The 26,571-nt window shown below is 37.9% G+C and carries 21 protein-coding genes; all 21 read left to right on the plus strand.

What is annotated here, in order from left to right; all coding sequences use genetic code 11:
• Window positions 1-99 precede the first annotated feature (99 nt).
• The 21 genes from ABDZ53_RS09220 to ABDZ53_RS09320 all read left to right on the plus strand — a co-directional run bounded on the left by ABDZ53_RS09220 (window position 100) and on the right by ABDZ53_RS09320 (window position 26,539).
• On the plus strand, window positions 100-1,362 hold the full coding sequence (locus ABDZ53_RS09220) for a competence/damage-inducible protein A (protein ID WP_343755809.1): 1,263 nt from the start codon (window positions 100-102) through the stop codon (window positions 1,360-1,362).
• 119 nt (window positions 1,363-1,481) lie between these two features.
• Window positions 1,482-2,534, plus strand: coding sequence for a recombinase RecA (gene recA, locus ABDZ53_RS09225; protein ID WP_343755811.1), 1,053 nt, complete (start codon window positions 1,482-1,484; stop codon window positions 2,532-2,534).
• Between the two features lie 270 nt (window positions 2,535-2,804).
• Entirely contained in the window at window positions 2,805-4,367 is a 1,563-nt protein-coding gene (rny, locus tag ABDZ53_RS09230; RefSeq protein ID WP_343755813.1) for a ribonuclease Y, read from the plus strand.
• 178 nt (window positions 4,368-4,545) lie between these two features.
• The gene (locus ABDZ53_RS09235; protein WP_343755815.1) at window positions 4,546-5,349 is read left to right on the plus strand and encodes a TIGR00282 family metallophosphoesterase; all 804 of its coding nucleotides are present in this window, start codon (window positions 4,546-4,548) and stop codon (window positions 5,347-5,349) included.
• A 46-nt stretch (window positions 5,350-5,395) separates the two neighbouring features.
• Window positions 5,396-7,984 (plus strand): DNA mismatch repair protein MutS, encoded by a 2,589-nt coding sequence (mutS, locus tag ABDZ53_RS09240; RefSeq protein WP_343755818.1) that lies wholly within the window; start codon window positions 5,396-5,398, stop codon window positions 7,982-7,984.
• 22 nt (window positions 7,985-8,006) lie between these two features.
• Complete coding sequence (mutL, locus tag ABDZ53_RS09245) at window positions 8,007-9,920, plus strand: DNA mismatch repair endonuclease MutL (protein ID WP_343755820.1); 1,914 nt, start codon at window positions 8,007-8,009, stop codon at window positions 9,918-9,920.
• A gap of 21 nt (window positions 9,921-9,941) precedes the next feature.
• A complete protein-coding gene (msrB, locus tag ABDZ53_RS09250; protein ID WP_343755822.1) occupies window positions 9,942-10,382 on the plus strand; it encodes a peptide-methionine (R)-S-oxide reductase MsrB in 441 nt (146 codons plus the stop codon).
• Between the two features lie 104 nt (window positions 10,383-10,486).
• Window positions 10,487-11,095, plus strand: a complete 609-nt coding sequence (ruvA, locus tag ABDZ53_RS09255) for a Holliday junction branch migration protein RuvA (protein WP_343755824.1) — start codon at window positions 10,487-10,489, stop codon at window positions 11,093-11,095.
• Between the two features lie 22 nt (window positions 11,096-11,117).
• On the plus strand, window positions 11,118-12,131 hold the full coding sequence (ruvB, locus tag ABDZ53_RS09260; protein ID WP_343755826.1) for a Holliday junction branch migration DNA helicase RuvB: 1,014 nt from the start codon (window positions 11,118-11,120) through the stop codon (window positions 12,129-12,131).
• A 13-nt stretch (window positions 12,132-12,144) separates the two neighbouring features.
• Window positions 12,145-13,182: a tRNA preQ1(34) S-adenosylmethionine ribosyltransferase-isomerase QueA gene (queA, locus tag ABDZ53_RS09265; protein WP_343755828.1), complete on the plus strand. Its 1,038-nt coding sequence runs from the start codon at window positions 12,145-12,147 to the stop codon at window positions 13,180-13,182.
• 30 nt (window positions 13,183-13,212) lie between these two features.
• The gene (tgt, locus tag ABDZ53_RS09270) at window positions 13,213-14,358 is read left to right on the plus strand and encodes a tRNA guanosine(34) transglycosylase Tgt (RefSeq protein WP_343755830.1); all 1,146 of its coding nucleotides are present in this window, start codon (window positions 13,213-13,215) and stop codon (window positions 14,356-14,358) included.
• A 136-nt stretch (window positions 14,359-14,494) separates the two neighbouring features.
• Window positions 14,495-14,830: a preprotein translocase subunit YajC gene (gene yajC / locus ABDZ53_RS09275; RefSeq protein ID WP_343755832.1), complete on the plus strand. Its 336-nt coding sequence runs from the start codon at window positions 14,495-14,497 to the stop codon at window positions 14,828-14,830.
• Between the two features lie 52 nt (window positions 14,831-14,882).
• Window positions 14,883-15,164, plus strand: coding sequence for a post-transcriptional regulator (locus tag ABDZ53_RS09280; protein WP_343755834.1), 282 nt, complete (start codon window positions 14,883-14,885; stop codon window positions 15,162-15,164).
• Window positions 15,165-15,280: 116 nt separating this feature from the next.
• Entirely contained in the window at window positions 15,281-16,456 is a 1,176-nt protein-coding gene (dinB, locus tag ABDZ53_RS09285; RefSeq protein WP_343755836.1) for a DNA polymerase IV, read from the plus strand.
• Window positions 16,440-17,747: a DRTGG domain-containing protein gene (locus ABDZ53_RS09290; protein WP_343755838.1), complete on the plus strand. Its 1,308-nt coding sequence runs from the start codon at window positions 16,440-16,442 to the stop codon at window positions 17,745-17,747. Before dinB ends, ABDZ53_RS09290 begins: the two co-directional genes overlap by 17 nt.
• Window positions 17,748-17,803: 56 nt before the next feature.
• A complete protein-coding gene (locus ABDZ53_RS09295) occupies window positions 17,804-18,754 on the plus strand; it encodes a DHH family phosphoesterase (RefSeq protein WP_343755848.1) in 951 nt (316 codons plus the stop codon).
• A gap of 98 nt (window positions 18,755-18,852) precedes the next feature.
• Window positions 18,853-20,979 carry a PBP1A family penicillin-binding protein gene (locus ABDZ53_RS09300; protein WP_343755840.1) on the plus strand — a complete coding sequence of 709 codons (2,127 nt, stop codon included), beginning with the start codon at window positions 18,853-18,855 and terminating at the stop codon, window positions 20,977-20,979.
• Between the two features lie 103 nt (window positions 20,980-21,082).
• Window positions 21,083-21,424, plus strand: coding sequence for a YlbF family regulator (locus tag ABDZ53_RS09305; protein WP_343755842.1), 342 nt, complete (start codon window positions 21,083-21,085; stop codon window positions 21,422-21,424).
• A 93-nt stretch (window positions 21,425-21,517) separates the two neighbouring features.
• The gene (locus ABDZ53_RS09310) at window positions 21,518-22,753 is read left to right on the plus strand and encodes a metallophosphoesterase family protein (RefSeq protein WP_343755844.1); all 1,236 of its coding nucleotides are present in this window, start codon (window positions 21,518-21,520) and stop codon (window positions 22,751-22,753) included.
• Window positions 22,743-25,535 (plus strand): ATP-binding protein, encoded by a 2,793-nt coding sequence (locus ABDZ53_RS09315; protein WP_343755846.1) that lies wholly within the window; start codon window positions 22,743-22,745, stop codon window positions 25,533-25,535. Before ABDZ53_RS09310 ends, ABDZ53_RS09315 begins: the two co-directional genes overlap by 11 nt.
• A 23-nt stretch (window positions 25,536-25,558) precedes the next feature.
• On the plus strand, window positions 25,559-26,539 hold the full coding sequence (locus ABDZ53_RS09320; protein WP_343755850.1) for a 3'-5' exoribonuclease YhaM family protein: 981 nt from the start codon (window positions 25,559-25,561) through the stop codon (window positions 26,537-26,539).
• Window positions 26,540-26,571: the final 32 nt, after the last annotated feature.

The following is a 26,571-nucleotide window of genomic DNA, read 5'->3' on the forward strand; positions in this document are numbered from 1 at the left end:
GGCAAGTGTTTTTTTGTTTTTTCTTGATATAACAACCATTGTAAGCAATTATTAAAAGAAAGTATTGACACTAACTATATATAAAGAGGGGATAAAATAATGAATGCTGAAATTATATCTATTGGTACAGATTTGCTACTCGGACAAGTAACAAATACAAATGCGCCTTTTTTAGCTCGTGAATTGACTTCTTTGGGAATCGACGTATCCAATCAGACCACTATAGGAAATACTAGCGAACGATTAATTGAAGCGGTTAAACAAGCAGAAAACAGATCGGAATTAATTATTATTTCTGGAGGTTTAGGCCCGAATAAAGAGGCATTAGCGAACTATTTAGGTTTAGATTTAATTTTACATGAAGAGACAGAAGATAAGATTATAACTTATCATAAAAACTCTAATTTTAAAATGCCAGAAAACAATCAGTTACAGGCACTGATTTTAGCAGATTCTATTCCCCTGACGAATGATACGGGTTTGGCAGTAGGCATGCTGTTGGAGCATAACAATCATACCTATGTCCTGCTTCCAGGGCCAGCGGATGAGCTGGAACCCACGGTAAATAATTATTTAAAGGAGGAGTTAGTTAACCGTCTATTTGAGAAACCTGTTTTAAAGTCCAGAGTTCTTAATTTTTTTGGTTTAACAGAAGATCAAATACATTCCCGATTAGAATCAGCCCTTCGGGATAAAGAAGAGATAAATGTTATTGTTTATTCAAAAAAGAGTCAAGTGGCTATTCGACTGACGGCCATGTCTCACAAAGAAGAGGACGCAGAAAACAGCCTGAACCAAGTGGAAGAAAGAATAAAAGGAGAATTTTCAGAATACTTTTTCGGATATGAAGACAAAGACTTATCAGATGTCATCAAAGATTTATTAATAGAAAAGGACTTAATGATTACTGCTGCAGAAAGCCTAACAGGGGGCGCATTTTTAAGTTCATTAACAAGTGGCTTATCTGCAGGGGCCATTCTTGAAGGAGGGCTCGTCACCTATAGTAATGAGATGAAAAACGAAGTATTGAAAGTCACTAAGAAGACAATTGACTCTTATGGAGTAATCAGTCCTGAATGTGCGATTGAAATGGCTGAAAAATCACGTAAATTGTTTAATGCCGATATCGGAGTAGGTTTTACAGGAGTAGCTGGTCCAAGTTCGATGGAAGGACAAATTCCAGGGACCGTTTGGATTGGTATTTCTTACCAGGATAAGAAGTCATTTGCTAAACACTATCATTTCGGATATAAGCGAAATAAAAACAGAGAACTAACGGTATTAAATGCTTTAGACTTGGTTAGACGCGTTGTTTTAGATTTACCTGTCGAGACACCGACAAATTATGGAGAAGATAAATAAAGCGAATGAATGTTCGAAAAAACTTGATTTTTTACCCAAATAAGCTTAAAATAAGGATAGTCATAACACTACAACAACTACTACTAAATGAACGAATGAATTATACAGGAGGAAACTTTATGTCAGATGAACGCTCGAAAGCTCTTGAAGTTGCATTAAAAAAAATTGAAAAAAGTTATGGTAAAGGTTCTATAATGAAAATGGGAGAAAAAATTGATACCCAAGTTAAAACAATACCTAGTGGATCATTAGCACTAGATGTAGCATTGGGAATTGGCGGATACCCTCGTGGAAGAATTATAGAAGTATACGGCCCTGAAAGTTCAGGTAAAACAACAGTCGCACTACATGCCATCGCCTCTGTACAGGCAAATGGTGGAATAGCTGCTTTTATTGACGCAGAGCACGCTTTAGATCCTAAATATGCCAGTGCATTAGGAGTTAACATAGATGAATTACTCATTTCTCAACCAGATACAGGAGAACAAGCACTTGAAATTACAGATGCGTTAGTTTCAAGTGGTGCAGTCGATATGGTTGTTATAGACTCTGTTGCTGCGCTAGTTCCGCGAGCAGAAATAGATGGTGAAATGGGAGATTCTCACATGGGTCTACAAGCTAGATTAATGTCCCAAGCACTGAGAAAACTTTCTGGATCAATAAATAAAACAAAAACCATTGCCTTGTTTATTAACCAGGTACGTGAAAAAATTGGTGTGATGTTCGGAAACCCGGAAACAACAACGGGAGGAAGAGCCTTAAAATTCTATTCTTCTGTCAGGCTAGAAGTTAGAAGAGGGGAATCCATCAAATCCGGTCAGGATATGACAGGTAACCGTACTAAAATAAAAGTCGTTAAAAACAAAGTTGCTCCTCCATTTAAATTAGCTATGGTCGACATTATGTATGGTGAAGGTATTTCACAAGTCGGTGAAATTGTCGATATGGGTGCAGAAGCCGATATTATTACAAAAGCAGGGGCTTGGTACTCATATGGGGAAGAAAGAATTGGTCAAGGAAGAGAGAATGCAAAACAGTACCTCGTTGATCATCCTGAATTAAGACAAGAGATTGAGAAAAAAGTTAGAGTGGCTTATGGAGTAGGCGAAGATGATGGCACAGAAATTGTCGAAAGTGCTGAACCAGAAGTAGAAACTTTAGAATTAGACTAAACTAATTAACTGGTGTTGTTCTTATGAACGTTTCATTACATAAGAACAACACCAGTTTTATTATTTTTAACACACCATCGACTCGGACCTAGTTAAAACGCTGTTGACATAATTTCAAAAGACCTATAGAATTAAACTAGACTGCTACTTTAGAAAAAAAGAAGAAGCAGGCCTAATCGTGTACTATAACTTAAAAATGATATTGTCACCAGTTGAAATATCTGATTATTTTAATGCATGAAAACTAAATAATGATACGGAGGTGATTAGATGGATTTAATACTTTCAATAGCCTTCGCTATCGTTGCTTTAATAATTGGCATAGTCGCAGGAGCTTATTTTTCGAAACAAAGTGTCGAAAAAAGATTAGCTAATTCTAAACAAACAGCTGAAGATATTATTGAAGACGCAAATAGAGAAGCAGAAACCTTGAAAAAAGAAGCGTTGCTGGAGGCAAAGGAAGAAATCCATTCTTATCGAACGGAAATAGAGTGGGAGCTGAAGGAAAGACGTTCTGAAGTATCTCGTCAAGAAAATCGTTTAGCTCAAAAAGAAGATAACCAAGAACGAAAAGAGAATGCTTTAGATAAAAGAGAAAGTGCTCTGCAAAGCAGGGAAGATAAATTAACTGCTCGTCAGAAAAAAATAGAAGAGCTGGAAAATGCTGCACAGAAATTAGTTGAAGAGCAAAAAGAAAAACTTCATGCTATAGCGGCATTATCTGAAGAAGAAGCCAAATCTGTTGTGCTTAAGCAAGCAGAGGAAGAATTAACGAGAGATATGGCTGTAATGGTCAAACAACATGAGGATAAAGCTAAAATAGAAGCTGATCGCAGAGCAAGGAATATAGTGACTCAGGCTATCCAACGTTGTGCTGCTGATAGAGTAACAGAATCAACTGTCAGCGTCATTAATTTACCAAATGATGATATGAAAGGCCGAATCATTGGGCGTGAAGGTAGAAATATACGGACCTTAGAAAGCCTAACCGGAATGGACTTAATTATCGATGACACTCCAGAAGCTGTCGTTCTAAGTGGGTATGACCCTATTAGGAGAGAAACAGCGAAAATGGCATTAGAGAAATTAATCTCAGATGGTCGTATTCATCCAGGTAGAATTGAAGAAGCCGTAGAAAAATCTCGAAAAGAAATGGATGAGCGAATTAGAGAGATAGGGGAAGAAGCCATGTTTGAACTTGGCATCCACTCTATCCATCCTGATTTAATGAAAATCGTTGGCCGTCTCCACTTTAGAACAAGTTACGGTCAAAATGTTTTAAACCATTCAATTGAAGTGGCTAAGTTAGCAGGTGTTATGGCAGCTGAACTTGGCGAAGATATTCAATTAGCTAAACGTGCTGGACTATTGCATGATATCGGAAAAGCTTTAGACAGTGAAGTCGAAGGATCTCACGTTGAAATTGGCGCTCAAATTGCAATGAAATATCAAGAAAACGAAACAGTCATTAATGCTATTGCATCCCACCACGGTGACGTTGAAGCCAGTTCAACAATCGCAGTTCTTGTTGAAGCAGCTGACTCTATTTCAGCAGCCAGACCTGGTGCTAGAAGCGAATCCTTGGAGCATTACTTACAACGTCTTGAAAATCTGGAAAGAATTGCTAACGGATATAAAGGCGTGAAAGAAAGTTATGCTATTCAGGCAGGACGCGAAGTTCGCATAATTGTCAAACCTGATGAGTTGGATGACATGATGACTAATAAACTAGCTAGAGATGTTAAGAAACAAATTGAAGAAGATATGGAATATCCTGGACATATTAAAGTAACGGTAATCCGCGAAACGCGAGCTACTGAGTATGCTAAGTGATTTTGCACTGATAAAAAAGTGAAAACGAACCCTTAGGGAGCAAAAAAGGGGCAAAGTTAGATGAACACCATCTAACTTTGCCCCTTATATTTATTGGGGAAGGATAAAGAAAGAGGTTTTGATTTTGCCCTAGTAAAACTGGTAAAATAGAAACACTGAGAAGAAAAGAGGAGTCCAAATGAAAATAATATTTATCGGTGACATAGTGGGATCATTGGGACGAGAGATGGTCAATGAGTGGCTTCCTAAATTAAAAGAAAAATATAAACCTCAAGCAACCATAGTTAATGGTGAAAATGCAGCTGGTGGAAGAGGAATCACTGAAAAAATATATAAAGAGCTTTTACAAAGCGGTGTAGATTTAGTGACGATGGGAAACCATACTTGGGATCAGAAAGAAATTTTAGATTTTATAGGTGACTCAAAAAAACTTATACGACCTGCTAATTACCCTAATAATACCGTCACTCCAGGAAAAGGAATGGCATATATCAAAATAAATCAAATGGAATTGGCTGTCATTAATCTTCATGGCCGAGCGTATATGGGAGATTTAGAAGACCCATTCCGTGTAGGAGAAGCATTAGTTGAAGAAGCGAGAAAGAAAACATCCCATATTCTTATTGATTTTCATGCAGAAGCGACAAGTGAAAAAGAAGCAATGGGTTGGTATATGGATGGAAAAGTCTCTGCAGTGGTAGGGACTCATACACACGTTCAAACCAACGATGCACGTATTTTACCTAACGGGACAGCTTATCAAACAGATGTCGGTATGACAGGCTATTATGATGGCATACTAGGTATGAAGAAAGAGCCTATTTTACAAAAGTTCTTAACTCAAATGCCGAATCGATTCGAAGTGCCTGAAACGGGTAGAAGAAAATTAAACGGGTGCTACATTGAACTCAATGATTCAACTGGATTAGCTACACGCATCGAACCCATTAGAATTGATGATGATATGACTTGGTTTGACTAGGCGAACAAAAACATGTATAAGTGATGATTAACGGAGAGTGATAGATTTGCCTCAAAAAACAAAACATACACCGATGATGGAACAGTATTTAAATATAAAAAAACAATACCCCAATGCGTACTTATTCTACCGTCTAGGGGATTTCTATGAACTCTTTTTTGAAGATGCTGTAGAGGTCTCACGTATACTGGAATTGACGTTAACAAGTAGAAATAAAAATGCTGAGCAGCAAATTCCTATGTGTGGGGTTCCACACCACTCAGCTCAAGGCTATATTGACAGACTGATAGAATTAGGTCATAAAGTAGCCATTTGTGAACAAGTTGAAGACCCAAAAACAGCTAAAGGGATGGTTAAAAGAGAAGTAGTCCAAGTGGTTACACCCGGTACTGTCATGCAATCAAAGACAGTCAATGCAAAAGAAAACAACTACTTAGTGGCTATTCATCATCTAGCAGAAGGCATTGGATTAGCTTACGTTGATTTAACAACAGGAGAAATAAAAGTGACCGAATTGGAAGATGAAGATGGGGTTATCAACGAAATAACGGCTTTAAACTGTAGAGAAGTCATCTTGAAACCGGGAGAATTTTTACATTTACAAGAAACATTGAAAAATAAATGGTCCATTGTTATATCCTACCCATCTAAAACAGACTATACCCATTCACTTACTCATTTAATAGAAGACTACAAAAATCAAGATGTAAAAATTGTATTGGATTTATTGTTGCACTATTTATCTGAAACCCAAATGAGAAGTTTAGATCATTTACAAGAAGTAGAAGAGTATCAAACGCATCAGTTTCTATTATTCGGGCAGGAAGCCAGAAGAAATTTGGAGTTATCACAATCTCTGAGAGATGGGTCCAAAAAAGGAACACTCTTATGGTTGTTGGATGAAACAAAAACAGCCATGGGAGGAAGAATGCTACGTTCGTGGTTGGAAAAACCGTTGATTCAACGTAAAAAAATTGAAGAACGCTTAAATATTGTAGAAGGGTTAATGACTCACTTCTTTGAGAGAAATGACCTTCAGGAGATACTTAAAAGGATTTATGATTTAGAACGATTAGCCGGGAGAACAGCATTTGGTACGGTAAACCCAAGAGATCTTGTTCAGCTGAAAGAGTCCCTTAAGCAGATTCCATCATTAATAAGCATTATAGAGAGCTTGAATAGTGAAGGGAACTGGGACCGGTATTTAATACAGATTGATACGATTGAAGAAGTGAAAGATTTAATTGAAGAAGCTATTCAGGACGAACCTCCCATATCAACCACTGAAGGTGAAATCATAAAGAAGGGGTACAATGAACAGCTGGATCAATACGTTGAAGCCATGACGAATGGGAAAAAATGGATGGCTCAGTTGGAACTACAGGAAAGAGAAGCCACCGGCATTAAAAACCTCAAAATAGGCTTCAATAAAGTGTTTGGTTATTACATCGAAATTTCAAAAGCAAATGTAGCCAAGTTAGAAGATAATCGGTATGAACGAAAACAGACATTAACGAATGCTGAACGCTACAGCACGCCAGAGCTGAAGGAAAAAGAATCACTTATTTTAGAAGCAGAAGAAAAGTCAAAAAACTTGGAATATGAACTATTCACTGAAGTAAGAAATAGAGTGAAACAGGAAATTGCGCGCTTGCAGAAGTTAGCAAAAGTTGTAGCAGAGATAGATGTCTTGCAGAGCTTTGCAGCTGTCAGTGAGGAGTACAATTTTGTCAGACCGTCTTTCTCCACTGAAACACAAGATGTGTATATTGAAAAAGGCAGACACCCTGTGGTTGAAAAAGTAATGGGCGAGCAGTCGTATGTTCCTAATGATGTCGATTTAACAGACGACACATCGGTTCTTCTCATTACCGGTCCGAATATGTCGGGTAAGAGTACGTATATGAGGCAAGTCGCGCTCACTATTATTATGGCTCAAATGGGTTGTTTTGTTCCTGCAGAAAAAGCCGCATTGCCTATTTTTGACCGCTTATATACTCGTATTGGTGCAATGGATGATTTAATTGGTGGGCAAAGTACATTTATGGTTGAGATGACTGAAACCAACCAGGCCCTTGAGCATGCTACCCCTAACAGTTTGTTATTGTTTGATGAAATTGGCCGAGGGACAGCCACCTATGATGGAATGGCGTTGGCTGAAGCGATTATAGAGTATGTTCATGATCATATTAAAGCAAAAACATTATTCTCTACACATTATCATGAACTAACTGTCCTTGAAGATCGTTTATCTGGACTGAAAAATATACATGTAGGGGCAGTAGAAGAGGATGGGGACTTAGTATTCCTTCATCAAATGCTTCCAGGACCAGCAGATAAAAGTTATGGTGTACAGGTGGCTAAACTAGCAGGCTTGCCTTCTACATTACTCAGCAGAGCAGAAAGTATTTTGCATGAATTAGAGCAAAAAGAAGACCATTTATTTGAAGAAAAAGAACCCACTGAAGGGCCAGCGGATATGAGAAGTAATCAAGAGCAGCTGGATTTATTTTCTTCTTTCAATTCGCAGGAACAAGAAGTGATTGAGAATTTAAAGAAGCTGAATGTAGTCAATACAACACCACTAGAAGCTTTGCAGTTATTGAGTCAATTACAAGAAAAAATAAAAGACTAAGAATGAAAGTTGGAGAGAATAGATGAATCAGAAAATTCAGATTATGTCTCCTACTCTAGCCAATCAAATTGCTGCTGGAGAAGTGATAGAGCGTCCGGCCTCAGTAGTCAAGGAGCTTATGGAAAATGCCATTGATGCCAGTAGTACACGTATTGAAGTCTTTGTTGAAGAGGCTGGGTTAAAGAGTATTCAAGTCATTGATAATGGGGACGGGATTGCTTCAAACGAAGTCCTGTCTGCATTCGAAAGACATGCGACTAGCAAGTTGCTGAATGATGAAGAACTGTTTAGAATCCGAACCCTCGGGTTTAGAGGAGAGGCGCTTCCCAGTATTGCTTCTGTCTCAAAATTAACCATAGAAACGGCAGAAGATGGTCAAGCAGGTAAACGACTTGTTTTAAATGGGGGAAAGGTGATTGAAAATCAGACCGCTTCTTCTCGGAAAGGTACGCTTATTAAAGTAGAAGACTTGTTTTTCAATACCCCTGCTCGTTTAAAATATGTTAAAACTTTGAAGACAGAATTATCTCATATTAGTGATACAGTCAGTCGATTAGCACTCGCTCACCCAGAAATTTCCTTTAAATTGGTGTCAGACGGGACACCAGTCATTAAAACAGTCGGAAATAAAGACCAAATTCAAGCTATAGCTGGGATATATGGAGTAGAAACAGCAAAGAAAATGAAAGACATACAGCATTCTTCTTTTGATTTTGAAGTGAGCGGGTTCGTTTCTTTACCGGAGTTGACTCGTGCAAGTAATAACTATATTACTTTAATTGTAAATGGCCGATACATTAAAAATTATGCTTTAAACAGAGCCATAGTAGACGGTTATGGGTCATCATTAATGGTAGGCCGGTATCCTCTGGCCGTAGTAAATGTCAGGATGGACCCCCTTCTTTTAGATGTGAATGTTCATCCGACGAAACAGCAGATTCGGATCAGTAATGAAAAAGATTTAGGAGAGTTAATTAAAGAAGCGATTGCTAAGCGGCTGTCAAAAGAGACGCGCATACCTAATGCGTTGGAAAACATTCACGGAAAGTCCGCTAAAAGAGATAGAGTCCTCACAGACCAGCAAACGCATCTCTCTTTTACAGACTATACACCCAGAAGTACTGAAACTAAAGAAAGCCAAACGAAAGAAAACCTTTCCTCTTTATACCATACACTTAAAGAAGACAGATTACCGCTACCAGCAGATGAATCAAATCAGTCAACTAATCAGGACAGTCAAAGAGTTGAATCATTTGAAGGTAAGGATATTTTAGAAGATAATAGACATGAAGCATCCATTCTAAAAACTGCTCTGACTATACAGGAAACAGAAGAAAAGACAACGACTTTTCCTGATTTACATTACATTGGACAGATGCATGGAACGTATCTTTTCGCTCAGAATGAAAACGGCCTGTACATTATTGACCAGCATGCTGCACAGGAACGTGTAAAGTATGAATATTACAAAGACACTATTGCAGATGAAGGAACAGATTTGCAGGAATTACTGGTCCCTATAGTCTTAGAATATCCATCAACGGATGCTTTAATCATTAAAGAAAACAAGGAAAAGCTGGAAGAAGCTGCTCTTTTTATAGAGGATTTTGGACAAAACAGTTTTATTATTCGGAGCCATCCCAATTGGATGATAGCCGGTCAAGTGGAAAGCACGATTAAAGAGATGATTGATTTCTTTTTAGAAAAAGAAAGCTTATCTATAAGTGAATTTCGAGAAGCGACAGCCATTATGATGAGCTGTAAACGGTCGATAAAAGCGAATCACTATTTATCCAATCAGGAAGCAAGAGCCTTGCTGGAACAATTAAAAGAGGTACGAAACCCTTATAACTGTCCACATGGTCGGCCGGTTATGGTCAGCTTTACTACAAAGGATATGGAAAAAATGTTTAAACGTATCCAAGACCCCCATTAAAAATAAAGAAAGGTGATATAAATGTCTGAAGTAAACAAAGAAGAACTAAAGAAAAAACTGACTCCCATTCAGTATGAAGTGACTCAAAATAATGGGACAGAAAGACCCGGCACAGGAGAATACGATGATTTCTATGAAGAAGGCATCTATGTGGATATTGTTAGTGGAGAGCCTTTATTCTCTTCAAAGGATAAATATGATGCTCATTGTGGTTGGCCATCCTTTACCAAACCTATACAGAAAAGAACGGTAAAAGAAAAAAGAGACACGTCGTTTGGAATGGAACGTGTTGAGGTACGCAGTAAAGAAGCAGATTCTCATCTCGGACATGTCTTCAATGACGGACCGACTGATAAAGGCGGTATGCGTTACTGTATTAATTCTGCAGCCTTAAAGTTTATTCCTAAAGAAGAATTAAAAGAACAGGGATATGAAGAATATTTAGCAGAGTTTGACAATTAAGACTTTTATTTAATCCAACATCTATCCATTGACAAGGCTTAATGGGGAGATGTTTTTGTGTTATACTATGTAAGATAAATTACTATCTGAATGAGGTTATTTAAATGTATGAATATATAAATGGAACAGTTAAACATATTTATCCCAGTTATATTGTATTAGAAGCAAATGGGATAGGATACAAGGTATTAATGGCTAATCCCTTTCGCTTAACAGACCAGTACCATAAAGAAGCAACAGTCTATATGTATCAGGATGTTAGACAGGATGCTATTTTATTATTTGGTTTTCCAACTCTGCATGAAAAAACGCTCTTTTTAAAATTAATTAATGTATCGGGTATCGGACCTAAATCAGCATTAGCTATATTAGCAAATGAAAACCACCGAGGGCTGATACAAGCGATTGAAGAGGATAACACCACATTCTTAACCAAGTTTCCTGGAGTTGGAAAGAAAACAGCTGCCCAGATTGTATTGGATTTAAAAGGGAAATTATCTGATTTTGATGTCTCTGATTATGAGGGGACGACTGAAAGCTTAGAGAAATCCGGCAGTGAAAAAGCCAACAGAGCATTTGAAGAAGCGCTGGAAGCATTAGAGGCACTAGGATACAGCAAGAGAGATATTAGTAAAGTAGAGAAGAAATTAGATGTTACAGCTAACCATTCAACGGATACCTACATAAGAGAAGCCTTGAAATTATTGATGTAGTCAGGATTCAAAGGAGATTAGGATGGAAAATAATCACAATTTAACTTCAGATCATGTATTAAATGATCAAGAACAGTCTTTAGAGTTTACTCTAAGACCCAAATATCTCGCACATTATTTAGGGCAGGAGAAAATAAAGACGGAGTTGACCATTTATATTGAAGCGGCTAAGAAAAGGGAAGAAGCTTTGGACCATGTTCTTCTTTATGGGCCTCCCGGTTTAGGAAAAACGACAATGGCCATGGTTATTGCCAATGAAATGAATGCCGATATTCGAACAACTAGTGGACCGGCTATAGAGAAACCGGGTGACTTGGTGGCTTTGCTGAATGATTTAGAACCCGGTGGGATTTTATTCATTGATGAAATCCACCGAATGCCCCGAATAGCGGAAGAAATGCTCTATTCAGCCATGGAAGACTACTATGTTGATATTATCATTGGTCAAGGTGAAACGGCCCATCCGGTCCATTTTCCGTTGCCTCCTTTCACATTAATTGGAGCGACTACGCGTGCAGGAAGTTTATCTGCTCCCTTACGCGACCGATTCGGAATATTAGCGCACATGGAATATTATAAGCAAGAAGAATTAGAAGCCATAGTCCTAAGGTCTTCACAAGTCTTAAATACAGCGATTAAAGCGGACGGAGCAAAAGAGATTGCTAAGCGCTCCAGAGGGACACCAAGAATTGCTAACCGTCTGCTCAAAAGAGTCAGAGACTATGCAGATGTCAAAAATGACGGTGTAGTTACTCAAGAAACGGCTTCTTTAGCTCTTGATTTACTTAGAGTAGACAGTCACGGACTAGACAGTGTCGACCAAAAATTCTTGCATACTCTGATTCACTTATACGGTGGCGGACCCGTCGGTCTGAATACGCTGGCTGCAAATATTGGAGAAGAAGTTGATACGATTGAAGATATGGTGGAACCGTATCTTTTACAAGAAGGCTTTATACAACGGACAGCTAGAGGACGGATGGCAAGTGAAAAAGCCTATGAACATTTACAACTCATGCATTTATGGAGAGAATAAAAGGGGAAATACGATGACTTTAACAACAGATGATTTTGATTTTCATTTACCGGAAGAATTGATTGCACAGACACCTTTGCTCAATCGATCAGCTTCGAAAATGATGGTTCTTTCAAAAGAAACAAAGACAATAGAAGATAAACACTTTGAAGATATTTTAAATGAATTAAAAGAAGGCGATGCCTTGGTCATGAATGATACCCGAGTATTGCCTGCTCGTTTACACGGAAACAAGGAAGATACGAATGCCCATATAGAAGTCTTATTATTAAAGAACACTGACGGGGATCGCTGGGAAACCTTAATGAAACCGGCTAAAAAAGCTAAAGTGGGAACAGTTATTTCCTTTGGGGACGGCAGATTAAAAGCAGAAGTCACAGACATTCTAGATCACGGTGGGCGTATAGTTGAGTTTACTTATGAAGGAATATTTTTAGAAACATTAGAATCTTTAGGAGAAATGCCTCTTCCGCCTTACATTAAGGAAAAACTTGATAATCAAGAACGTTACCAGACTGTCTATGCAAAAGAAAATGGTTCGGCGGCAGCACCTACTGCTGGGCTGCACTTTACGACAGAAATTTTAGATAAGTTACAGTCTAAAGGAGTCAAGCTTGTATTTTTAACCCTGCATGTTGGCTTAGGGACATTTAGACCAGTTAGTGTAGACAATATCGAAGAGCATGTGATGCATAAAGAATTTTATCAGTTATCAGAAGAATCAGCCAACGTACTAAATGAAACCAAGGAAAAAGGGGGCCGAGTGGTAGCTGTCGGAACGACATCCATTCGTACACTTGAAACCATAGGGAAAGAAAACAACGGCCAATTAAAAGCGGCAAGCGGTTGGACGGATATCTTTATCGCGCCCGGTTATGACTTTAAAGTCGTTGATGCCTTCTTGACGAACTTTCATCTTCCTAAGTCTACTTTAATCATGTTAGTGAGTGCCTTTTTAGGGCGAGACTTTGTATTAGAGGCATACAATCATGCTGTAGAAGAGAAATATAGATTCTTCAGCTTCGGTGATGCCATGTTTGTCAAGAAGTAAAGAAAAATTGCAAAACACAAGGAGAAGGTTATGAGCAATCATCCAGTAACGTATCAATTAGAAAAGAAAGAAAAACATACAGGAGCCAGATTAGGGAAGATAACAACTCCCCACGGAACGTTTGAAACACCTATGTTTATGCCAGTAGGAACGTTAGCAACTGTGAAAACCATGGCGCCCGAAGAGTTAGAGGAAATGGGAGCCGGAATTATTTTAAGTAACACCTATCATTTATGGTTACGTCCAGGTGCAGATATTGTGGAAGAAGCGGGTGGTCTACATTCATTTATGAATTGGGACAAAGGAATTTTAACGGATTCTGGAGGATTCCAGGTCTTTTCACTCGCTCATATGAGGAAAATTGAAGAAGAAGGCGTCCATTTTAGAAGTCACTTAGACGGATCTAAGCTCTTTCTCTCACCCGAGAAAGCGATAAATGTTCAAAATAAATTGGGACCAGACATCATGATGAGTTTTGATGAGTGTCCGCCGTTTGATGAAAGCTATGACTATACTAAGAAATCGGTTGAACGCACCTCAAGATGGGCTGAAAGAGGTTTGAAAGCACACCAGAACCCTGATACGCAAGGTCTGTTTGGTATAGTTCAAGGAGGCGGGTTTGAAGATTTAAGAAAGCAGTCTGCAAAAGACTTAACGAGCTTGGATTTCGCAGGGTACTCTATTGGTGGGCTGTCAGTGGGAGAGCCAAAAGAAGAGATGTACCGTGTGCTTGATTTTACAACCCCATTGCTTCCTGAGGATAAACCACGCTATCTTATGGGTGTTGGCACACCAGATGCTTTAATTGAAGGTGTCATGAGAGGCGTCGATATGTTTGACTGTGTGCTTCCTACACGTATTGCTCGTAATGGGACAACCATGACAAGCAAAGGGCGCCTAGTGGTCAAAAATGCGGCCTATGCAAAAGACTTTAGACCACTTGATGAAAACTGTAACTGTTATACATGCCGCAATTATACACGTGCTTATATCAGACACTTAATCAAGTCAGAAGAAACATTTGGTTTACGTTTAACTAGCTACCATAATTTGTACTTTTTACTTGATTTAATGAAAAAAGTGCGTCAGGCTATTCGAGAAGATAATCTATTAGAATTTAAAGAGAGTTTCTTTGAAGAGTACGGATATAACAAACCAAATGCGAAGAATTTTTAACTTTTAGTAATTGTAACTAGTAATTAGAGCTGAAATTTGCTAAGGTTATTACTGACTATACTAGTTGTATCTTCTAACAAGTTAGAATGAAATAGTTTAGATTGTAAAAGAGACAATAAGACGGAGGAATGAATGAATGGAATTAATACTTGGAATGCTTCCCTTTATAGTTATTATGGGAGTTATGTATTTATTAATGATCAGACCACAGCAAAAGAGAGCTAAAGAAACTCAAAGCATGCTTGATTCTTTGCAAAAAGGTGATTCTATTATCACTATTGGTGGACTACATGGTATCGTTGATGAAGTGAACGATACAAACAAAACGGTGGTTCTTGATTGTGAAGGGATTTACCTAACATTTGAAAGACGTGCTGTTTCACGTATTGTGACTAAAGCTGCAGCAGGAACACCTACACAAGCAGAAGAATTGGGAACGAACACACCTGAAGATACGGCGGACAATGAATAGAAAAAGGGCAGCTTACTTTACTCCCTTTTTAAATGAGTAAAGGAGGTATCTCTTGAATACTCTATCCAGCGATTTCGAACATTATGAATTATGGTTACAAAAGAAGCAAAATGAATTCAGAAGAAATGGATATGATCAGGTTTCTGTTGAAGATTTATGGGAATATTGTACGGATTTTCTTTGGAAACGCCAAAGGCCAGAGAGATATTACCAGGAAATTGAAGACATTTTATCTATTCAATCCAATGATTACTTTAATTATGCTTCATTAAAAGCGCAAGTGTATTCTATTTCATCTTTGGATGAAATGGAGTTAGACGATTTGTTAGGCTAAATAAAACAAGTAGAGATGATTTTATCGTCCCTACTTGTTTTTATTATGCTTAAAAAGATGAAACAGATTCGAGATTAGTGTGATTTTTCGGTATAATAGCTTAAAAGAGAGGGCCTATGGAGGAAGAAGATATGCAGTACGGCATCTTACGTTTTGAAGAACCTAAAAGAAATACGTCACGTAAAATCATTCATATTGATATGGATGCATTTTATGCGTCAGTAGAAATAAGAGAGAATCCTTCTTTAAAAAACAAGCCAGTTATCATTGCGAGGCATCCGAGAGAAACCGGTGGACGCGGGGTGGTTGCCACGGCCAGTTACGAAGCGAGAAAATTCGGAATACATTCAGCCATGAGTTCCCAAAAAGCATACGAACTCTGTCCTCAAGGTATATTTATACCGGCCAATTTTGATTTGTATAGAGAAGTTTCACGGCAGATGCATGCTATTTTTCATAGATATACAGACAAAATCCAACCCTTGTCACTCGATGAAGCTTATTTGGATGTGACAGACAATCTGATTAATCAAAAAAGTGGTACAATCATTGCTCAAAATATTCAGAGAGACATTTATAAAGAATTACAGTTAACGTGTTCAGCAGGTGTATCCTATAACAAATTCATTGCAAAATTGGCTTCTGATTATAAAAAGCCAAAAGGCATAACAGTCATACCTCCTGATAAAGCACAGGCTTTCTTATTTAGTCTGCCTATTGAAAAGTTTCATGGAGTAGGAGCAAAATCAGTGGAGAAAATGCACGCCCTGAATATTTTCAGTGGTGAAGATTTATATAATAAAACGGAGCTTGAACTGGTTGAATCATTTGGGAAAATGGGGCATTCTCTATACCGGAAAGTAAGAGGAATTGACGATAGTGAAGTCATAAATGATAGGGAACCGAAATCAATTGGAAAAGAATCGACATTTTTAGAGAATTTGACTACGGAAAATGAAGTCATTCAATCTCTACGCGTTCTTTCCCGAAAAGTGATGGCAAATTTAAAGAAGAAAGAAAAACACGGAAAGACAGTTGTTCTAAAAATTCGTTATGAGGACTTTCAAACGTATACGAGACGACGTACTTTTCAAGATTATATTAAAGACGAAGACCAGTTGTTTCAAATAGCTTTATCTATTTGGGAAGAAGAGAGTATGGACTTAGGAGTCAGACTTCTTGGAATAACCGTCACAAGTCTAGAATCAGTCATATATGAAACTATTCCTTTGCCTTTGTGGAAAAAGAGCGAGGATGAAAGGAACAAAATAGAACATGAAGACAAAACATGAGCAAATATTGGAATTCATTGAACGTCTTCCTATCGGAGACAAATTATCCGTTCGCTTCATTGCAAAAGAATTAAGCGTAAGTGAAGGAACGGCTTACCGAGCTATAAAGGAAGCGGAAAATAAGGGGCTAGTATCGACTATCAAAAGGGTAGGTACTATTCGTATAGAACAGAAGTCTGGGGAAAACATAGAGAATCTTACCTTTGAAGAAATCGTCAAAATTATTGATGGAGAAGTTCATGGAGGAGTCGCTGGTTTAAAAAAGACACTCACTAAATTTAATATAGGTGCTATGAAGGAAGAAGCGATGTTGCGCTATATTTCTGAAGAGTCCTTGATGATAATTGGTAATAGAGAAGAAGCGCAACGTTTATCCCTTGAACATGGAGCGGCTGTTCTGATTACGGGTGGATTTCAACCAGATGAGACGGTAATTTCAATAGCTAATGAAAAAGAACTTCCCCTTATTAGTACGTCTTATGATACGTTTACTGTAGCGACTATGATTAACCGGGCCATGACAGACCAGCTGATTAAAAAAGAAATTGTTCGTATTCAACATATTTATACGCCAATAGAACAGACAAAGTACTTGCATAAAGAAGATACGGTGTATACTTACCGTATGCTCAATGAAAGCAGTCAGCATTCACGTTTTCCAGTCGTCCATTCCGACAACCGGCTAGTAGGGATTGTAACAGCTAAAGATGTCGTTGGAAGTGAAGATGATGTACCAATTGAAAGAGTCATGACTCGAAATCCTGCCTATGCTAAGAAGCATATGAGTGTGGCTTCCATTGCACACGCTATGATTTGGGATGGATTAGAAGTCATGCCCGTTGTTATAGATGACCTCACCTTAATAGGAATCATTTCTAGACAGGATATAATGAAAGCTATGCAATCCATACAAAAGCAGCCTCAATCGGGAGACACCATTGCCGATCAGATTAATCAACTTATCAATGAAGATGTCGAAAACGAAAGGTATTCTTTTTTAGTTACCCCACAAACGACTGATAGTATAGGGGCTATATCATTTGGTGTATTGAGCGAAGTGATAACGGAAACGGTTTATAGCTTTCTGGCTAAAAATAAAAAGAAGAACTTAGTCGTGGAACAGATGAATCTGCATTACTTTAATATGATTCATTTGGGAAGCGAGCTAACCATTAAACCCGTTATATTTGATGAGAATAGACGATCAGCACGATTGGACGTTCATATTTATTCAGATAATACGTTAGCTGCCAAAGCGGTTGTTGTTTGCCAGTTAATTCAGAAAAAATAAATAGGTAGAATAGAGGAGACGAGATAGTGGGATTAAAAACAGAAAATCTTGAAGATATGAAAATAAAAGAGGCGATTTGGGCTATTATTGAAGAATGGGATACTATTATCATTCATCGTCATGTCCGACCAGATCCAGATGCTATAGGGTCTCAATGCGGCTTGAAAGAATTAATTAAAGTTAATTTTCCGGATAAAGAAGTGTATGCTGCTGGCAGCAGTGTTGAAGACTTGGAGTATCTGGATGTTATGGACCAGGTACCTGAGGATCTTTACGAACAGGCCTTAGTTATTGTAACAGATACAGCGAATATCAAACGTATTGATGGAGATGATTACCGGCTAGCTAAGCAATGGATAAAAATTGATCATCACCCCCTCGATGATCCTTACGGAGAAATTGAATGGGTGAATACAAAGGCCAGTAGTTGTAGTGAAATGATTGCTGATTTGTGGCTGACATTCCAAGACAAGATTAAAATGACCCCTAAAGCAGCAAGACTGCTTTATGCCGGTATAGTCGGTGATACGAACCGGTTTTTATATGACGCGACCACACCTTTTACGATGAGAGTAGCAGCAGAGTTAATGTCTTATCCTTTTTCACATACTGAAGTGAATGACCGAATGACAGCCATAAAACCTCATACAAGCAAATTAATGGGATATGCCTTAGAAAACTTTCAATTAGCGGATGATGGAGTCGGACACATTACTTTAACTCAACCCCTTTTAAAATCATTAGATGTAGATGACAGTGAAACCCATGGGATTGTGCCATTGTTAGGGAAAATTGAAGGAGTTGAAGTATGGGCTGTTTTTGTACAGCAGTCTGACGGGGAATATAGATGTCGCTTGCGTTCTAAAGGTCCAGTTATTAATGGAGTAGCATCTAATCATGGAGGCGGGGGACACCCGTTAGCTAGTGGTGCTCATGCTAAAGATGAGAAAGAACTTGAACAAATATTGGCAGAAATGCGAACACAAGTTGAAATGTTTCATAAATAAGTCATAATCCATCTAAAGTCTGATTAAACTGAGAGTAAAATATGCTAGTATAAATAAGATAAAGTATAAGGAACAAGAATAGATATTGAGGGAAAATTATGAATAAACAAAACTTTCAAGCATATATAAGAAAATGGTTTAATCAATTTTGGGCGTTTTTAAAACCCCTGCTCAGTCGTTCATGGACTGCCACTAGAAGAGCATGGAAAAAGTACCATGCGACAAAAGTATTGGTTTTGTCCGTCTTAGTAGTATCTTTAGTGTTTAGTATTTATTTAGCTATTTTAGCACGCTCAGCTAATGTCAATACATTGCGAGCAGGCCTAGAACAATCTACGACGATTATGGATGAAAATGGAGAAGAAGCAGGTACTCTCTATGCTCAAAAAGGAACATTTGTTGAAATAGAAGAAATTTCTCCGCATATAGTGAATGCCGTTATCTCTACTGAAGATCAGCGTTTTTATGAACACCGAGGGTTCGATCCCATTGGAATTGGACGAGCTGCTATTGGCTACGTTGTCAACCGTGGTCGAATTGTAGGGGGAGGCAGTACCATCACCCAGCAGCTGGCAAAGAATGCTTATTTGACTGCCGACCAGACTTTGATGAGAAAATTTAGAGAATTATTTTTAGCGATTGAGATTGAAAAACATTATAACAAAGATCAAATCCTTGAAATGTATTTGAATAATTCATACTTCGGGAACGGTGTGTGGGGTGTAGAAGATGCGTCACTCAAATACTTTGGAAAAACAGCTGATGAGGTTACTGTACCTGAAGCAGCCACGCTTTCGGCTATCTTAAAGGCCCCAAGTCACTATAACCCATTGGATAATTACGAGCGTTCAATTAATAGGCGTAATGTCGTATTAAGTTTGATGAGTGAAACTGGAGTCATAACGGAAGAAGAAAAATCAAGTTATCAGCAGACAGGATTAACCTTAGTCGATAATTACAATAGCACAGATGGCTACCGATACCCTTACTACTTTGATGCTGTTATCAACGAAGCATGGAATAAATATGGTATTGAAGAAGAGGATTTATTAAATAATGGGTATACGGTATACACTGCTCTAAATCAAACTTATCAGCAACAAATGGATGCGGCATACGCTTCAAACATGCATATATTTGAAAAAGCATCAGACGGGACCTCAGCTCAAAGTGCTTCCGTGGCTTTGAATCCTAAAACGGGGGGAGTCAATGCGGTTGTTGGAGGAATAGGCGATTATACTTTCCGTGGCTTTAATCGGGCGACTCAAATGAAAAGACAGCCTGGATCAGTGATGAAACCTCTAGCAGTCTATGCTCCTGCTTTAGAAGCCGGTTATGAGCCTGATTCTCTTATAAAAGATGAATTATTATCTTATGGAGAAGAAGAATACACACCAACCAACCTTTCAGGTCAGTATCAAGGGGAAGTCCCTATGTACGAAGCTTTAGCTAACAGTTATAATGCGCCAACTGTCTGGCTTTTGAATGAAATCGGAATAAGAAGAGGCATTAGAAAAGCGAAGGAATTTGGACTCTCTATTTCTGAAGAAGATGAAAACTTGTCAGCCATCGCTTTGGGAGGAATGGAAACAGGCGTTTCGCCCCTTGATATAGCCAGTGCCTATAGTGTCTTTCCAAATGAGGGAGTGAGACACGAGCCACACTTTATCACAAAAATTGTGGATGCCACTGGAGCTATTATTGTGGATAACTCAAGAGTGAAATCTAAACGTGTCTTGTCTGCAGATGTTGCAGAAGAAATGAATAGCATGCTACTGAGTGTCTATGAATCCGGAACAGCAAGAAACAATAAGCCTGCACAGTTTCAAGTAGCTGGGAAAACGGGTACGACCCAAACCGGCAAAGGTTCGGGTTCATTGGACCAGTGGATTGTAGGGTATACACCAGACATTGTCATCACAAGTTGGATGGGGTTTGATGGTCAATTAGCTGAAGACCATTACTTGACAGGGTACAGCTCTCAAGGAATTGGCCAGCTGCTAAAGGCGGTAATGGAAAGAATTCTTCCGCATACAAATCAAACGACATTCCTAGTTGAAGAAGCCGGTCAAGAATATGTTCAAGATAACGAATCAACCTTCATCGATCAAGTGACAGAAGGGATGGAAGAAGCAGGAAAAGTGATCAAAGAGGGAGCCACGATTATAAGAGATAAAGCAACAGAGTGGTTCGGCCAGTTTCGCAATCGAATGAATGCGGAATAATCCTTGCTCTACAAGAAACTTTTCTGGTATAGGTGCTTTATTCATGATACACTGAAAAGAAGAAATAACGTCCTAATGAGGACGAAACTGAAGGGATGAAAGTATGACTGACAGCATACAAGAAAAAGCTGTTCAACTAGAACAGGACATCAAAGAAACGGAAGAATTTAATCGATTGAAATCTGCCTTTACAGCAGTACAAGAAAATGAGGAAGCCAGTCAATTATTTAATGAATTTCGTCAAGTCCAACAAGTTTTCCAGCAAAAACAAATGATGGGTCAAAAAATTACTGAAGAAGAAGCTCAACAAGCCCAACAGGTATCTGTTTCTATTCAAGAAAACACTTATATTTCTGAATTATTGGAAGCAGAAAAGAATCTTGGTCAAATGATTGATGAAATTAACCAAGTGGTCTTAAGACCAGTTAGAGAATTGTATCAATAAGATAGATAAAGAGTAAAGGACTTACTTGCGAGTGGGTCCTTTTCCTAGCTTACATAAAGAACATACGTACCCTATACAAGGAGTGGTTCAGTCATGGTAAAATTTATACATGCGGCTGATTTGCATCTAGACAGCCCATTTAAAGGGCTGAAAAAATTACCGAAAAAAACGTTAAAGATGATTAAAGAATCGACATTCCTATCTCTGCGTCACATAGTTAATCAAGCGATTAATCACGAGGTTGATTTTGTTTTACTTGCAGGAGATATATATGATATTGACGATCGAAGCATTAAAGCACAAGTTTTTTTAAAAGAAGAACTAGAACGACTAAAACAAGAAAACATCCCTGTATTTTTAATTCATGGAAATCATGATTATCAGGCTAATGATGAAGCACATTTATCTATGCCAAGCAACGTCACTGTGTATGGGTCAGGAGTGGAGACTCATACGCTGCTAACTGAATCAGGAGAAAAAGTAGCGATTAGTGGTTTTACTTATGACAAAAAATGGATTGAAGAACGCAAAATCAAGCACTATCCTCAAAGAAGCAATCATGTTGACTTTCATATCGGTTTACTGCATGGATACGCAGAAGGACAAGACTCTGATCATGGTCGGTATGCTCCTTTTTCTTTAAGTGAACTAAGAGAGAAGAACTATGATTATTGGGCATTGGGCCATATACACAAAAGGCAACAACTTTCAAAAAATCCGTTAATTTATTACAGTGGAAATACTCAGGGAAGAAACAAAAAAGAAACAGGTGAAAAAGGATGTCTATTAGTTGAATTGCATCCAACCACATCTCAGGTCCAATTTATACAAACAGCTCCGATAATATGGGAATCGATGGAAGTGAATGCTGCGAATTTCACAGCCTTAGATGATGTCTATGAGTTAGTTAAAGAAGCTGTAAGAGAAGAGAGTCAGCACTCTAAACTGATTCATTTGACGCTCACTGTTTCTAATGAACTTCCTCCATCTGTCATGAAAAAATTAGAACAAACTGATTTTTATGAAGCTGTTAATCATTACTCAGAAGACAGGTTTTCATTTATTGTAGAAGCAACAGTCAAAATAGAATTAAAGGACAATCAAGTATTGTCTTTAAACAGTGTCTTTCCAGAAGCTTGGGCTCAATCTTTGGAAGAAATGGCCTCGAAAGAATCCTTTAATCAGGTAACCGATGAGTTGTACAGGATGCATGCATTCTCGAAACATTTAAGCGTAAGAGATGCCGATTATAGAAAAGACATAATGGATAAAGCAGTACACTTATTGTTACAAGATTTAGGAGAAGAAGGTGTCCGTAATGAAGATTAAAAGAATAGTTATTTACGGCTATGGTAAATGGATTGATAAAGAGTTTGAATTATCTTCTTCTTTTCAATTGTTTTATGGGAAAAATGAAGCAGGTAAGTCCACTCTCATGTCATTTATACACAGTATACTCTTTGGTTTTCCCACGAGGCATAGTTCTTTATCCCGCTATGAGCCAAGAGAAAGCAGTCGCTATGGTGGAAAGCTCATCATTGATGACTCTCGATTTGGAGAAGTCAGTATCGAACGCGTCGCTGGAAAAGTAACAGGGGATGTAACAGTATTATTTGAAGATGGAACAACGGGCGATGAACGGGCATTAACTACCTTGCTGTATGATAAAAACCGCTCTTTCTTTGAGAGTATTTATACATTCAATCTGAAAGGGATTGAAAATATCGAAGAAATGAATGGTGAGCAATTAAATCGGCACTTTTTAAGTATAGGAGCTTTAGGCAATGAAAAATATTTAAATTTAGCCGATAGATATAAAGCTAAAGCAAGTCAACTATTCAAGCCGACAGGAAGAAAACCGAAGATTAATGTGCTGGCATCCAGACTAGAAGAGAAACATCACAGAGTCATCCAAGCAAAAGAAACAAATAAAGATTACACAAATTACATTCAACAAGCTCAATTATTGCAGGAAAAGCTGCAAAATGTAGAGCAACAAGAAGAGGAAAGCAGTAAAGAACTTTCTACTTATAAGGAACTGACTCGTAAAAAAGAAAGCATACAAGAAATTCAACAACTGACAGAGGACCTGAAAAAAACACCAGAACTTAATCTGCCGGATGATGGGTTATATCAATTGAAGCATATAAATGAAGAAATAAATGGGTATAGACACAAGGTAGAAGAGCTGCAGATGCAGCAAAAAGAGCTCCAGGAGGAGTACCGTCCATCCAATGACTTATTGATTTATCAAGCGTTTGAAGAAGAGCTCAAAAGTTTCTCTAAAGAATTGGATTATTGGCAAGATAAAGTACAAACTACTCAATTTCAGAAACAAGAACAAGAGTCATTAAAGAACCAATTGATTGAAACGAAGATAAGAGAAAACTTACCATTAAATGAATCCGTTCCTAAAGAATTAACACCCGAAGAGTGGGAAGATTTTGTTTCATTAAAAAAAGCGTTGAAGCGTTTGGGTGATGAAGTCACTCAGCTAGAAACAGATATCGATAGATTCAATTATCGGATTGAAGCCAATAATGACATGATAGACAAAATCGAAAAAACGTTGTGGCCTCTCGAGAAGTTTAAAAAGATGAAAGAAAAAAGTGAATTTTCAAATAAAAAGGTAGTATTAAATAGTAAGGAAAATAAAAGAGGAATAGGGCTGGCTATACTCATTAGTATCGTTTCAATTAGTTTGGCTGCTCTAATGAGTCAGCCTGTCTTTTTAGTGGGGGTTGGCTTAGCTATTCTCATAGTATTCATAGGGAATAAAAAAGAAACAGAGACTCTTGATTTTTCTTCTGAAGAGATTGAGGAGTTCTATAATCAGCAGAACTTAAGAACTCAATGGAAGGAGATGCTCACTTCAAATGATGTCTTGCAGGAAGAACAGAGAGAAAAAGAAACTCTATTCTTGCAGTTGAAAAATGAAAAACAAGGAACAGAAGACTCTTTTCTAGAATGGAAAAAACAAACCGGTCATCCTCTATCATTGAACGTAGCAGAGATAGAAAAAAAGCAACCTTTATTCCATAGTTTAAGGAAAATGACTGAACAGATAGATGCATTACATGATACTATAAAAGTAACAACAGAAGAACTAACGGAACGACTTCATCAACTATCCAGTTTAGAGGCTATTGTGAATGATGAGCTCAACAGCATGGATTCTTTTGAAAAGATGAGACGGTTTATAAAACAAGTAGAGAATGAACTGGATTCTCAGAAGGAATATGTTAAGAAAACTGAGCAAGTGCAGAGAGACATTGGTTACTTTGTTCGCCTTGAAAAAGAAAGCGGGAAGAGAAAGTACCGATTGCTTGAATCAGTAGGGGCATTAATTGATGAGGATATGTATAAACTTTATCAGAATAAAGAAGAACGGAAGCATATAGAATCCCGTTTAACTACTTTAAGAGAAAACTTACCAGATTTAAGTGAAGAACAAAAAGAATGGTCTCTGGATAAAATTGATGATCAGATAAAAAAACTAGAAACTCATCTGGAGGAATTGAAGAAGGAAAAAACACATATTATTCGAGAAATGATGGAAGTGGAGCGGGCAATCAAAAATTTAGAAGAAGGAGGAACGTATTCTGAACTACTTCAAGAGTTCGAAAACGAAAAAAGTGTCTACCAGGATAAAGTTAACGAATGGAGTGCGTTGAATATTGCGGCCTCATTAATTGAAAAAACCTTGCAACATGCAAAGGAAGATAAATTGCCTCACACTATTCAAAAAGCCGAGACTTTCTTCAGCTACTTAACAGATGGAGAATACAGTTCCATATTAGTAGAAGATGATGCTTTATTCGTACTCAATCAAGAAGGAGTTAAGTGGAATGTCAAAGAATTATCCAGGGGGACTGTTGAGCCGTTGTATATTGCATTAAGATTGGCGTTTATCCAAAATACGAAAGACAGTATCCGATTTCCTATTATTATAGATGACAGCTTTGTCAATTTAGATTTAATGAGACTTGAAAAGATGTATCATCTGCTGCTTGAAGTGAGTAAAGACACTCAGATTATCTACTTTACATTTGATCAAACGATTCAATCATATATAACCCCTCAACATTGTACCCAATTGAATGAAGAGTAAACACTTAGGAGGTATGCATTGTGATGAAGAAACTGTATGACTACCAAAAGGATGAAAACGTCAATTTATTCCTGCTCATCAAATCAGCTGAAGAGAAGAAAACGCGGAACAATAAACCTTATTTAGCCTTAACTTTCCAAGATACTAGTGGAGAAATCAGTGCCAATTTCTGGGATGCTAAACCCAAAGACATAGAAACCTTTAAAGCGGGTTATGTGGTAAAAGTGGATGGAAAAAGAGAAGAGTACAACGGTAATCCCCAGTTAAGATTAAATGCTATACGTTTAGCGAAAGAAGATGAACCTTCGAATCCAGAGTTATATGTTGAGAGGGCACCGATTCATAAAGATAAAATGATTGAAGAATTCAATAAAGCGATGTTTGATATTACCAATGCGAATTTGAATCGCATTGTCAGGCATGTAATGAAAAAATTTCAACGGGAGTTCTTTCAAAGTCCAGCTGCTATGAAGAATCACCATGCTTTTCTTGGTGGCCTGGCTTATCACACCGTCTGTATGTTACGTATCGCGCGTTCCCTTATAACAGTTTACGAAGACCTGAATACATCTCTTCTCTTTTCGGGTATCATCCTTCATGATGTAGGAAAAGTGATTGAATTAAGTGGACCAACAGCGACAGAATACACATTAGAAGGAAAATTGATTGGTCACATTGTTCTTATCTCTAATGAAATATCCAAAGCTTGTCAAGAATTAAAGATAGATGAAAATCATGAGGATGTTTTATTATTAAAGCATTTAATTTTAGCTCATCACGGAGAATACGAGTATGGTTCGCCTGTACGCCCTCAAATACCTGAAGCCGAGATCATCCATTATATTGATCAAATTGATGCGAAGATGAATATGATGCAAGCGGCATTAAGGAAAACGGAACCCGGAGAATTCTCCGAAAAGATTTGGGCTATGGGCAATCGTTCCTTCTACAAAAAGACAATGGACATAAAAAACAATATGATTGCTTCGCAATCTAAGCCATGACAGAAAAGAGAGAGTATCCTATAATTAACATA

It is taken from the genome of Alkalibacterium iburiense, assembly GCF_039521845.1.
GTDB classification, from domain to species: Bacteria; Bacillota; Bacilli; order Lactobacillales; family Carnobacteriaceae_A; genus Alkalibacterium; species Alkalibacterium iburiense.

Bases quoted from the DNA above. Each gene is read 5' to 3' on its own strand.
- ABDZ53_RS09315 (WP_343755846.1), top strand. From the start codon at position 22,743: ATGAAGATTAAAAGAATAGTTATTTACGGCTATGGTAAATGGATTGAT.
- ABDZ53_RS09295 (WP_343755848.1), top strand. From the start codon at position 17,804: ATGAAAATAAAAGAGGCGATTTGGGCTATTATTGAAGAATGGGATACT.
- ABDZ53_RS09305 (WP_343755842.1), top strand. From the start codon at position 21,083: ATGACTGACAGCATACAAGAAAAAGCTGTTCAACTAGAACAGGACATC.
- ABDZ53_RS09290 (WP_343755838.1), top strand. From the start codon at position 16,440: ATGAAGACAAAACATGAGCAAATATTGGAATTCATTGAACGTCTTCCT.
- ABDZ53_RS09300 (WP_343755840.1), top strand. From the start codon at position 18,853: ATGAATAAACAAAACTTTCAAGCATATATAAGAAAATGGTTTAATCAA.
- ABDZ53_RS09235 (WP_343755815.1), top strand. From the start codon at position 4,546: ATGAAAATAATATTTATCGGTGACATAGTGGGATCATTGGGACGAGAG.
- recA (WP_343755811.1), top strand. From the start codon at position 1,482: ATGTCAGATGAACGCTCGAAAGCTCTTGAAGTTGCATTAAAAAAAATT.
- queA (WP_343755828.1), top strand. From the start codon at position 12,145: ATGACTTTAACAACAGATGATTTTGATTTTCATTTACCGGAAGAATTG.
- dinB (WP_343755836.1), top strand. From the start codon at position 15,281: ATGGAGGAAGAAGATATGCAGTACGGCATCTTACGTTTTGAAGAACCT.
- tgt (WP_343755830.1), top strand. From the start codon at position 13,213: ATGAGCAATCATCCAGTAACGTATCAATTAGAAAAGAAAGAAAAACAT.
- rny (WP_343755813.1), top strand. From the start codon at position 2,805: ATGGATTTAATACTTTCAATAGCCTTCGCTATCGTTGCTTTAATAATT.
- yajC (WP_343755832.1), top strand. From the start codon at position 14,495: ATGGAATTAATACTTGGAATGCTTCCCTTTATAGTTATTATGGGAGTT.
- ABDZ53_RS09320 (WP_343755850.1), top strand. From the start codon at position 25,559: ATGAAGAAACTGTATGACTACCAAAAGGATGAAAACGTCAATTTATTC.
- ABDZ53_RS09220 (WP_343755809.1), top strand. From the start codon at position 100: ATGAATGCTGAAATTATATCTATTGGTACAGATTTGCTACTCGGACAA.
- mutL (WP_343755820.1), top strand. From the start codon at position 8,007: ATGAATCAGAAAATTCAGATTATGTCTCCTACTCTAGCCAATCAAATT.
- ruvB (WP_343755826.1), top strand. From the start codon at position 11,118: ATGGAAAATAATCACAATTTAACTTCAGATCATGTATTAAATGATCAA.
- ABDZ53_RS09310 (WP_343755844.1), top strand. From the start codon at position 21,518: ATGGTAAAATTTATACATGCGGCTGATTTGCATCTAGACAGCCCATTT.
- msrB (WP_343755822.1), top strand. From the start codon at position 9,942: ATGTCTGAAGTAAACAAAGAAGAACTAAAGAAAAAACTGACTCCCATT.
- ruvA (WP_343755824.1), top strand. From the start codon at position 10,487: ATGTATGAATATATAAATGGAACAGTTAAACATATTTATCCCAGTTAT.